This is a genomic window from Pseudomonas sp., assembly GCF_050739995.1.
In the GTDB taxonomy this organism is placed as follows: Bacteria; Pseudomonadota; Gammaproteobacteria; order Pseudomonadales; family Pseudomonadaceae; genus Aquipseudomonas.
Genome location: NZ_JBOICG010000087.1, coordinates 1 through 10,453, shown reverse-complemented (window position 1 = coordinate 10,453; position 10,453 = coordinate 1). Strand labels below are relative to the sequence as shown.

Here is a 10,453-nt window from a genome sequence, read left to right as displayed (position 1 = left end):
GGTTGGACACGTGCTCGGAAGTTTCGATGGTGGCGGTACCTACCAGGATCGGACGACCCTGGGCCATGCCGTCCTTGATGTCGTTGATGATTGCCGCGTATTTCTCTTCGGCAGTCAGGAACACCAGGTCGTTGAAGTCTTTACGCGCCAGCGGCTTGTTCGGTGGAATCACCATCACTGCCAGGTTGTAGATCTGGTGGAATTCGAACGCTTCGGTGTCGGCCGTACCGGTCATGCCGGACAGTTTGTTGTACAGACGGAAGTAGTTCTGGAAGGTAGTGGACGCCAACGTCTGGCTTTCAGCCTGGATGTTGAGGTTTTCCTTGGCTTCGATGGCCTGGTGCAGGCCTTCGGACAGGCGACGACCCGGCATGGTACGACCGGTGTGTTCGTCGACCAGCACGACCTGGCCGTCCTGCACGATGTATTCAACGTTGCGATGGAACAGCTTGTGGGCACGCAGGCCGGCGTACACGTGGGTCAACAGGCCCAGGTTGTGAGCCGAGTACAAGCTTTCGCCCTCGGCCAGTTCGCCGATCTGGGTCAGCATCTCTTCGACAAACTGGTGACCGGCTTCGTTGAGCTCGACCTGGCGGGTCTTCTCGTCGATGGTGAAGTGACCTTCTTTGGTCACGACGCCTTCGACTTCTTCGATGTGCTGGGTCAGGCGCGGAATCAGCTTGTTGATTTCGGTGTACAGGCGCGAGCTGTCTTCGGCCTGGCCGGAGATGATCAGCGGGGTACGGGCTTCGTCGATCAGGATGGAGTCGACTTCGTCGATCACGGCAAAATTGAGTTCACGCTGGAATTTTTCTTCCATGCTGAACGCCATGTTGTCGCGCAGGTAGTCGAAACCGAATTCGTTGTTGGTGCCGTAGGTGATGTCGGCAGCGTAGGCGGCACGCTTCTCTTCCGGCGGCTGGAACGGCGTTACCACGCCGACGGTCAGGCCGAGGAATTCATAGAGCGGGCGCATCCAGTTGGCGTCCCGGCGAGCCAGGTAGTCGTTCACCGTCACTACGTGCACGCCCTTGCCGGACAGTGCGTTGAGGTAAACGCCCAGGGTTGCCACCAGGGTCTTGCCTTCACCTGTACGCATTTCGGCAATCATGCCTTCATGCAAGGTCATGCCGCCGATCAACTGAACGTCGAAGTGGCGCATGCCCATGACACGCTTACCGGCTTCACGGGCGACCGCAAAGGCTTCGGGGAGCAGCTTGTCGAGGGTTTCACCTTTGGCTATGCGGGCCTTGAACTCTTGGGTCTTGGCGCGCAATTGGTCGTCCGAAAGGGCAACCATCTGCTCTTCGAAGGCATTGACCAGTTGCACCGTCTTGAGCATGCGTTTGACTTCGCGCTCATTCTTGCTTCCAAAAAGTTTCTTTAACAAAGGCGCAAACATATCGGCAGGTTCTTCCACACATAGGGATGGAGGGCGCACCGTGAGTGGCCCGAGCAGCCCTCACGGCCGCATGCGAACGCGCATTCTACCCGGAATCGTGGGTGAGGAAAGTGGCGTTATTCCCCGATGCTGGCATGGTGCTGTGAGAGGGCCTGTTTAAAATAAGGGCTTTTACTGGAACTTCAACCCATGGAGCGCAGAAGTTACCGATTGATTTCACGGGTAAAACTGCGCCGATGCGTGGCCAGGGGGCATACAGGCGCTTTCTGCTAAGATGGCGGCTCTGTTACTTTAGGTGTCTAAACATGGCATTTCGCCCACTTTCAGCCCGCGCCCCTGGCGCGTTGCTCCGCGAAGCCAAGCCCTTGAAAGCCATCTTTGGGCACGCGCAACGCCTGGGCCATTTGCAACGTTTGCTCGAAAGCCAGCTGCAACCCGCTGCACGGGAACATTGCCATGTGGCGTCCTGGCGCGAAGGACATTTGCTATTAATTGTCACAGACGGCCATTGGGCGACCCGCTTGCGCTATCAGCAAAAGCGCTTGCTGCGACAATTGATGGCATTTGATGAGTTTGCCAGCTTGACGCGTATTCAATTCAAGGTGCAACCCTCCACCCAGCCGCAAAGCGCGACGGGCCAGACAATGGACCTGTCGGAAAATGCGGCCGAAACCCTTCAGGCAACGGCCGACGGGATCAACGATCCGGGCTTGCGCGCGGCCTTGGAGCGGCTGGCCGCCCATGCCAGGCCCAAGCCCTGAACCGCTACTTGCGCTTGCTGCCGCCCAACAAAGACCCCAGCAAACCACGCACCAACTGACGCCCCATCTGATTGGCCGCCTGCTGCATCGCTGACTTCAGCGCCTTGCCTGCCGTCGTCCCGAGGAATGCACCGGCCTTGTCGGTGAAGCTCGGTTCCTCGGCCGCTGGCGTGGCTGGTTCCTCGCTACCAAGCTCCTTGCGGGCCATCAGCACTTCATAGGCCGATTCACGATCTATTGGCTTGTCGTACCGCCCCAACAGAGGCGAACTGGCGATCAACGCCGCACGCTCGGCTTCGCTGAGCGGCCCGATCCGCGATTGCGGAGGCGCGACCAGTACCCGCTGGACCACTTCCGGCGTACCTTTTTCCTGCAAGGTGCCCACCAACGCCTCACCGGTGCCCAGTTCAGTCAGCACCGACAAGGTATCGAGTGCCGGGTTGGGGCGAAAACCGTCCGCTACCGCGCGCAGGGACTTCTGTTCCTTGGTGGTAAATGCACGCAAGCCGTGCTGTATACGCAGCCCGAGTTGTGCAAGCACGGTGTCCGGCAGATCTCCCGGGGATTGCGTGACAAAGTACACGCCCACCCCTTTGGAGCGAATCAAGCGCACCACTTGCTCCAAACGGTCCTGCAGGGCCTTGGGCGTATCCGCGAATAACAAATGTGCCTCGTCGAAAAACAACGCCAGCAGCGGTTTGTCGGCGTCGCCACGTTCGGGGAGTTGCTCGAACAACTCAGCCAGAAGCCACAGCAAGAAGGTCGCGTAGACTTTCGGCGCCTCGTGCACCAAGCGGCTGGCATCCAGCAGGTGAATCCGCCCACGCCCATCGCTGGCGGGCTGCAAGATATCTTCGAGTTGCAGCGCCGGCTCACCAAACAAGGCCTCTGCGCCCTGCTGTTCCAATACAGCGAGGCGTCGCAACAACGCCTGGCTGGAGCCGGTAGTCATCAGCGCCGCATCGTCGCCCAGCAACTCCGGGTGATAGCGCAGGTGGTTGAGCAGTGCCTTGAGGTCCTTGAGATCCAGCAGCAACAGGCCTTCACGGTCCGCTACCTTGAAGGTTGCATAGAGCGCTGACTGCTGGCTGTCGGTGAGCTCCAGCAGGCTGCCGAGCAATAGCGGCCCCATCTCACTGATGGTCGTACGCAACGGATGACCGGATTGCCCGTGGATATCCCACAGCGTTACCGGGTAGGCCTTGGCCGTGTAATTAAGGAAAGGCATACCGGCGATACGCTCGGCCACTTTGCCCTGGGGGTTGGCTGCGGCACCCAGGCCGCAGAGATCGCCCTTGATGTCGGCGGCAAATACCGCCACGCCCGCGTCGCTGAAGGCTTCCGCCAGGCGCTGCAGGGTAACGGTCTTGCCCGTGCCCGTGGCACCGGCAATCAAACCGTGGCGGTTGGCCAGGCGCATGGCCTGGGCGATGGGCTGGCCGTCAAGGCCGGCACCGATAAGAAGTTGCGTGGAGTCAGGCATTTCGTCACCTATGGTTAATCTTTAGTGCAGCCAAGCCGATACAGGCAGATGTGAGACCCACAAAGTCTAAAAATAGGTCAGACAGCTCCTACAAAAATACAAAGAGCTATCACCAGAAGTATCACACCTTTTTTGACGCTGCCATTTCGCGCCTCCCAAAAGGACGCGCTTCGGATATATAAGACCTTAGCGGACCCTACAAGCCATGAATAAAAACCTGCGCTTCAGCCACAAAATCCTGCTTGCAGCCTCCCTTATCGTCATCGCCGCCTTCGCGCTGTTCACGCTTTACAACGACTACCTGCAACGCAACGCGATCCGCGACGACCTCAATAACTACCTGCATGAAATGGGCAATGTCACGGCCAGCAACATTCAAACCTGGCTCACCGGGCGTATTGTCCTGGTGGAAAACGCCGCCCAGAACATTGCCATCAATCCTGAACCGTCCGCCGTCGCCAGCCTGCTGGAACAGAAAGCGCTGACATCCTCATTCATGGCGACCTACGTCGGCGACAGTAAAGGTGCCTTTACCATCCGTCCCGACACCAAGATGCCGGATGGTTTCGACCCGCGTGTCCGTCCCTGGTACAAGGGCGCCCAGAGCAGCAACGGCTCGACGCTGACCGAACCCTATATCGACGCGGCAACCGGGCAACTGATCATTTCCATCGCCACACCCAGCGCCAAGGGCGGCCAGAGTATTGGCGTGGTGGGTGGAGACCTGAGCCTGCAAACCCTGGTGGATAACATCAGTGCGCTGAACTTCGGCGGCATGGGTTACGCGTTCCTAGTCAGCGCCGACGGCAAAGTGCTGGTGCACCCGGACAAGAACCTGGTGATGAAGGCCCTGGCCGACGTGTACCCGAAAAACACACCGAAGATCAGCGCTGACTTCAGCGAAGTGGATGCCAACGGCAAAACCAATATCGTGACCTTTACCCCGATCAAAGGCTTGCCATCGGTGAACTGGTACTTGGGTATTTCGGTGGATAAGGACAAATCCTTCGCGATGCTCAGCCAGTTCCGTACTTCAGCGGTGATCGCGACGATCATTGCGGTGGTGATCATCATCGCCCTTCTAGGCATGCTCATCCGCGTCTTGCTGCAACCGTTGCACGTGATGACCCGGGCCATGGAGGACATCGCCGATGGTGAAGGCGACCTGACCCGCCGCCTGAGTATCCAGAACAATGATGAGTTCGGCACCCTGGGCAAGGCGTTCAACCGTTTCGTGGAACGTATCCATACCTCGATTCGCGAAGTGTCTTCGGCCACCGAGCAGGTCAACGAAGTGGCCTTGCGGGTGGTCAGCGCTTCCAACTCGTCAATGGTCAATTCGGACGAGCAGGCCAATCGCACCAACAGCGTCGCCGCCGCCATCAACGAGCTGGGCGCCGCCGCCCAGGAAATCGCCCGCAATGCGGCGCAAGCCTCGCAGCAAGCCAGTGACGCACGGAGTTTGGCCGAAGACGGCCAGCAGGTCGTGGAACGCAACATCAAGGCGATGAACCAGCTGTCCGAGATGATCAGCGCTTCCGGCAGCAATATCGAAGCGCTGAACAGCAAGACGGTCAATATCGGCCAGATCCTTGAGGTGATCACCAGCATCTCCCAGCAGACCAATCTCTTGGCCCTCAACGCTGCCATCGAAGCGGCCCGGGCCGGGGAAGCCGGTCGAGGGTTTGCGGTAGTGGCCGACGAAGTGCGCAACCTGGCCCATCGCACCCAGGAATCGGCGCAACAAGTGCAGAAGATGATCGAAGAGCTTCAGGTCGGCGCTCGGGACTCCGTCAGCACCATGAGTGAAAGCCAACGCCACAGCCAGGACAGCGTGGACATCGCCAACCAGGCCGGCGAACGCTTGAACAGCGTGACTCAGCGCATTGGCGAGATCGACGGCATGAACCAGTCAGTCGCTACCGCCACCGAGGAGCAGACCTCCGTGGTGGAGTCGATCAACATGGACATCACCGAGATCAACACGCTCAATCAGGAAGGCGTGGAAAACCTGCAATCCACACTGCGCGCCTGCACTGACCTGGAGCAACAGGCATCACGGCTGAAGCAGTTGGTGGGCAGCTTCCGGATCTGACACCTGCACCCGCCGCCTAAAGACCGGCGGGCCTCATTTCTCCCGGGTCTTGTCCTTACTCTGCTCCTGCTCCCACAGCTCGGCGGCGCCAGGAAATTCGGTGCCGTCTTCAGCGTCCAGGTCGTCCGGGTCATACCGGCTCAAACAGCCCTCCCCCAAGGTGGCTGGGGCTTTTGATGTGGCTTTGTCCAGTGGGTCGCTCATCATTCAAGTCCTGTGCAGCAGGCAAAAAAAAGGCCTGGGTCGATTTAACGCCCAAGCCCTTGGTACTTCAATCACTACGCGGGATCAGAACACGACCGTCTTGTTGCCGTGTACCAGTACGCGGTCTTCCAAGTGGTAACGCAGGCCACGGGCCAGGACCATTTTCTCGACGTCACGGCCGAAACGCACCATGTCTTCAATACTGTCACTGTGGCTGACGCGGACCACGTCCTGCTCGATGATCGGACCTGCGTCCAACTCTTCGGTAACGTAGTGGCAGGTTGCGCCAATCAACTTCACGCCACGCAGGGAAGCCTGGTGATACGGCTTGGCCCCGACGAACGACGGCAGGAAGCTATGGTGAATGTTAATCACCTTGCCGGCGTACTCGCGGCACAGCTCTGGCGGCAGGATCTGCATGTAGCGCGCCAGTACCACCACGTCGGCTTCATGCTGCTTGACCAGGCGGGACACCTCGGCGAACGCGGGCTCCTTGTCCTGCGGGTTGACCGGCACGTGGTAGTACGGGATGCCATGCCACTCAACCATGCTGCGCAGGTCATCATGGTTGGAAATCACACAGGCAATCTCGCAGTCCAGCTCATCACTGTGCCAGCGGTGCAACAGGTCTGCGAGACAGTGGGACTCACGGCTGGCCATCAGCACGACACGTTTTTTCTGTTCGGTGTCGGTGATGTGCCATGTCATCGAAAACTCTTCGGCGATCGGCGCAAACGCCTCACGGAAGGCTTCAAGACCAAAGGGTAGCGTGTCGGCACGAATTTCGTGACGCATGAAAAACCATCCGCTGAGATCGTCCGAGTGATGGCTCGCCTCGGTGATCCAGCCGTTATGGGAAGCCAGAAAGTTACTGACTTTGGCAACGATGCCAACCCGGTCCGGGCAAGCAATCACCAGCCGAAAAGTGCGCATTAGGGGGAAACTCCAGAACTTCGCAAAGGCCGCCATTCTAGCGATTGCGCAGAAAAACTGCAGTATTCCTTGCGCCTTATTCTGAACCTCGCCGTGGGGACACCCCTTAATAACGTAAGGTTTTACCACCGTAATATGACCGTATAACGGCACGCTCAAGCATTTATCAAAAAACAAACGAGATTATCTTTAGGCCTACGACCTACTAATTAACTCGAATGCGTAGCTTTGCGACAAACATTCAAAGTAATTCACATAAATGCCTGCTTAAATGTTTACTTGATGAAATTGCCTGACTATTATTGGGCCACTCTCCCTGTCAATCAGCGCTCTACATAAGGTAGTCCACATGTCTCTGATCAACGAATACCGTGCCACCGAAGAAGCTATTAAAGAGCTGCAAGCCCGTTTGAAGAACCTGTCCCAAGACGACAAGCTGAAAACCGAGCTGGAATTCGAAGGCAAACTGCGCACTCTGATGGGTGAATACTCCAAATCCCTGCGTGACATCATCGCGCTGCTGGACCCAGAGTCTAAAGTTAAAGCCCCCCGCGGCGCAGTGAAAACTACCGGCACCAAGCGTGCTCGCAAGGTCAAGCAATACAAGAACCCACACAACGGCGAAGTGATTGAAACCAAAGGTGGCAACCACAAGACTCTGAAAGAGTGGAAAGCCAAGTGGGGCGGCGATGTGGTTGAAGGCTGGGCTACCCTGCTGGGCTAAGCCGAGTCGGGCTCGCGCCAGATACGCGACACATAAAAAAACGCCAGCTTGCTGGCGTTTTTTTATGCCTGAATACGCGGCAATTACCGACTAGGGGTTCAAGCGGGCGGCCAACGCATCGGCATATTCCTGCCATTGGCCCAGTACCTGGCACTGAAACGATGTAGCACTAACAGCCAACTCCGCACACGCCTGCTTAAATGCCAACAGAGTATTCGGTGCTCCCCACTCCGGATTTGACAAACGTTGCTGGCAGAAAAGTTTCCAACGTTGTTGCTCTTCATTGTCCAAGGTGTCAGGAAAGTTACGGGCACGGTAGCGAAACAATAATTCCGGCAAGCGATGGTCATCGAAAGGCCACTGCTGGCGTGCTAGTTGTGCAGGTTCTGCCCCACGGACTTGTTCGCATAAACGACGATCGCGGTCACCAATAAAACCATCGTAAAGCTGCTGCTCCGGGTCAACACTCGGAGCAAAATCTTCTTCGGCGTAAATGGCCGCCAACTTGTCGCGCCAAACTTCCTGTGCGTCAGTTAGTCGCAGCGCGCGAGCCTGACAGACATCCATATCCAACTGAAGCCGCTCACGGTCCTGCGCTCGTAATACATTCATTGGGGCAACGACTGGGCACCGATTGATATGCAGCAACTTGAGAGGAACCGGCAGCTCGCCTTCGGCCAGGTCATCACGGCGCGTGTAGAGGCGCTGACGCAAAGCATCGGCGTCCAGCTCCAGCAAAGCCTGTGGGTCGAGCCCAAGGTCACAGACGATCAACGCATTGCGATTGCGCGGGTGCCAGGCCAATGGCAGTACCACACCCAGATAGTGGCGCTCGGCGGAAAACCGCCCGGAAATATGCACCATCGGTTGCAGCAGACGCACCTGGTCCATCACCCGTTGCTTACTGCGCAGTTGAAATAGCCATTCGTACAACTTGGGCTGCTTTTCTCGAACCAGCTGCGCCAAGGCGATGGTCGCCCGCACATCGGACAACGCATCATGGGCCTGTCCGTGGTCGATGCCATTAGCCTGGGTCAGGCGCTCAAGCTTAAGGGTCACCCGCCCGTCCTGCTCTGGCCAGACAATCCCTTCAGGGCGCAGGGCATAGGCGGTGCGCACCACGTCAATCAAGTCCCAACGGCTGTTCCCCCCCTGCCACTCCCGTGCGTAAGGGTCGAAAAAATTGCGATACAAGCTGTAGCGCGTCATTTCATCATCAAACCGCAGAGTGTTATAGCCAGCGCCGCACGTGCCGGGAGCCGCCAGTTCGGCGTGCACCCGCGTCATGAAATCGGCTTCGGCCAAGCCCTTCTCCGCGAGCACGCCTGGGGTAATACCGGTAATCATGCAGGCCGCCGGATGGGGCAGGATATCGTCGCTTGGCCGGCAATAAAGATTGAGCGGCGGGCCGATCTCGTTGAGTTCGAGGTCGGTACGAATACCGGCTACCTGGAGCGGGCGATCGCTGCGCGGGTTGATGCCGGTGGTTTCATAGTCGTACCAGAAAATGGAAGTCACGGGCTATTCCTGTGCTGAAGATCGACAAAGTCTAGGCGCAGGCAGGCGTCCGGGGCCAGCAATACATACACTGTACAAATATCCAGCAATACCTTGAATGGTTGCTTCCACCGTCGACACTGCTAGCATCCGTGTCTCTTAACTGCTCAGCACTGCCAAGGATCGCAATGCCATCAGCTCCGTTGGACACCCGCTACCAGATCGAGACCCCGGAGGGTATCGACCTGCCCTTGCGTCCCGCCGGCCTGCTGGCGCGCGCACTGGCCTTTGCTTTCGACCTGGGCTTGCGTGGGCTGCTCCTAGGTATCCTGATTGTGCCGCTGGCGCTGCTTGGCAACATCGGGATTGGCCTGGGCTCGTTGCTCCTGTTCCTGGTCAGTTGGTGGTACATGGTGCTGTTTGAAGTCCTCAATCAGGGCTGCTCACCAGGCAAGCAGGTCATGGGCCTGCGTGTGGTACAGGACGACGGCACACCTATCGGTTGGTCGGCGTCCCTGATCCGTAACCTATTACGTTTTGTCGACATGCTGCCTTTCGGCTACTTTCTCGGCGCCATCAGTTGCCTGCAACATCCGCATTTCAAACGGCTCGGCGATCTGGCGGCCGGTACGCTGGTGGTCTACCGCGAGCAACCGCTGGTTCGGCCCCGCATTCCTCAAGCCGCCGCTCTGCGCCTGCCCTTTGCACTGGATCTGATCGAACAACGTGCCATCCTCGGTTTCGCCGAACGCCAAGGCGAACTGTCGGCCGAGCGAGCACATGAACTGGCCTCCATCCTCGCAGCCCCCCTGCAAGTGTCCCCGGCTCGTGCCGTGGAACAGCTCAACGGTGTGGCCCGTGGCTTGCTGGGGCCGACATGAAGCAGAGCCAGTTTGAAAGCCGCCACCAGCAGCAATGGCAAACCTTCGCCAAACAACTTGAACAGTTGGAACAAGGAAAAGCGAAGGCCGGTGACGTCACTGACTTCCCCTATCAGTATCGGCGTTTGTGCCAACACCTGGCCCTGGCCCAGGAGCGCGGCTATAGCAGTTACCTGGTGGACCCGCTGCAGCAACTTGCGCTGCGCGGCCACCAACAGCTGTACCGCCACCGCAGCCAGTTGGCAGCGAACGTACTGGCGTTCATCCTGGCCGACTTCCCCCGGCTGGTACGCGAACAATGGCGTTTTGTGCTGATCGCCAGCCTGCTGTTTTTTGGCAGCCTGGCGGGAGTAGCCCTGCTGGTCTATTTGTTCCCCGATCTGATCTACAGCATCGTCAGCCCCCAACAGGTCGCCGAGATGCAAGGCATGTACGACCCCGATGCCAGCCACCTGGGGCGCGCGGCCGAACGG

General features: G+C 58.3%; 9 protein-coding genes and 2 pseudogenes. 6 read left to right on the top strand and 5 right to left on the bottom strand.

Features of this window, described 5'->3' with window-relative positions; all coding sequences use genetic code 11:
- Window positions 1-1,402, bottom strand: a 1,402-nt coding sequence (locus ACRESD_RS03025) for a DEAD/DEAH box helicase (protein ID WP_431749566.1), incomplete at its 3' end; no start/stop codon positions are given.
- Window positions 1,403-1,707: 305 nt separating this feature from the next.
- Between ACRESD_RS03025 and ACRESD_RS03020 the strand changes: the two genes are divergently transcribed.
- Entirely contained in the window at window positions 1,708-2,163 is a 456-nt protein-coding gene (locus ACRESD_RS03020; protein WP_431749565.1) for a DUF721 domain-containing protein, read from the top strand.
- Window positions 2,164-2,167: 4 nt separating this feature from the next.
- On the opposite strand, the gene ACRESD_RS03015 is transcribed toward ACRESD_RS03020, so the two are convergent.
- A complete protein-coding gene (locus ACRESD_RS03015) occupies window positions 2,168-3,646 on the bottom strand; it encodes a helicase HerA-like domain-containing protein (RefSeq protein ID WP_431749564.1) in 1,479 nt (492 codons plus the stop codon).
- 205 nt (window positions 3,647-3,851) lie between these two features.
- Between ACRESD_RS03015 and ACRESD_RS03010 the strand changes: the two are divergent.
- Window positions 3,852-4,883, top strand: a pseudogene (locus ACRESD_RS03010) (HAMP domain-containing protein); the annotation flags it as partial.
- Window positions 4,884-4,976: 93 nt separating this feature from the next.
- Window positions 4,977-5,741 carry a methyl-accepting chemotaxis protein gene (locus ACRESD_RS03005; RefSeq protein WP_431749567.1) on the top strand — a complete coding sequence of 255 codons (765 nt, stop codon included), beginning with the start codon at window positions 4,977-4,979 and terminating at the stop codon, window positions 5,739-5,741.
- 33 nt (window positions 5,742-5,774) lie between these two features.
- On the opposite strand, the gene ACRESD_RS03000 is transcribed toward ACRESD_RS03005, so the two are convergent.
- The gene (locus ACRESD_RS03000; RefSeq protein ID WP_431749563.1) at window positions 5,775-5,945 is read right to left on the bottom strand and encodes a hypothetical protein; all 171 of its coding nucleotides are present in this window, start codon (window positions 5,943-5,945) and stop codon (window positions 5,775-5,777) included.
- 84 nt (window positions 5,946-6,029) lie between these two features.
- Entirely contained in the window at window positions 6,030-6,878 is an 849-nt protein-coding gene (purU, locus tag ACRESD_RS02995; RefSeq protein ID WP_005790961.1) for a formyltetrahydrofolate deformylase, read from the bottom strand.
- 349 nt (window positions 6,879-7,227) lie between these two features.
- On the opposite strand from purU, the gene mvaT reads away from it, so the two are divergent.
- Window positions 7,228-7,602: a histone-like nucleoid-structuring protein MvaT gene (gene mvaT / locus ACRESD_RS02990; protein ID WP_003175830.1), complete on the top strand. Its 375-nt coding sequence runs from the start codon at window positions 7,228-7,230 to the stop codon at window positions 7,600-7,602.
- A gap of 90 nt (window positions 7,603-7,692) precedes the next feature.
- Here mvaT and sbcB read toward each other — a convergent pair whose 3' ends face one another.
- Window positions 7,693-9,120, bottom strand: coding sequence for an exodeoxyribonuclease I (gene sbcB, locus ACRESD_RS02985; RefSeq protein WP_431749562.1), 1,428 nt, complete (start codon window positions 9,118-9,120; stop codon window positions 7,693-7,695).
- A 167-nt stretch (window positions 9,121-9,287) separates the two neighbouring features.
- On the opposite strand from sbcB, the gene ACRESD_RS02980 reads away from it, so the two are divergent.
- A complete protein-coding gene (locus tag ACRESD_RS02980) occupies window positions 9,288-9,980 on the top strand; it encodes an RDD family protein (RefSeq protein ID WP_431749561.1) in 693 nt (230 codons plus the stop codon).
- Window positions 9,977-10,453 (top strand): annotated as a pseudogene (locus tag ACRESD_RS02975) (stage II sporulation protein M); the annotation flags it as partial. The gene ACRESD_RS02980 and the pseudogene ACRESD_RS02975, both read left to right, overlap by 4 nt.

Coding starts and splice junctions, on each gene's coding strand:
- ACRESD_RS03000 (WP_431749563.1), bottom strand. CDS start 5,945: ATGAGCGACCCACTGGACAAAGCCACATCAAAAGCCCCAGCCACCTTG.
- ACRESD_RS03020 (WP_431749565.1), top strand. CDS start 1,708: ATGGCATTTCGCCCACTTTCAGCCCGCGCCCCTGGCGCGTTGCTCCGC.
- purU (WP_005790961.1), bottom strand. CDS start 6,878: ATGCGCACTTTTCGGCTGGTGATTGCTTGCCCGGACCGGGTTGGCATC.
- ACRESD_RS02980 (WP_431749561.1), top strand. CDS start 9,288: ATGCCATCAGCTCCGTTGGACACCCGCTACCAGATCGAGACCCCGGAG.
- ACRESD_RS03005 (WP_431749567.1), top strand. CDS start 4,977: ATGGTCAATTCGGACGAGCAGGCCAATCGCACCAACAGCGTCGCCGCC.
- ACRESD_RS03015 (WP_431749564.1), bottom strand. CDS start 3,646: ATGCCTGACTCCACGCAACTTCTTATCGGTGCCGGCCTTGACGGCCAG.
- mvaT (WP_003175830.1), top strand. CDS start 7,228: ATGTCTCTGATCAACGAATACCGTGCCACCGAAGAAGCTATTAAAGAG.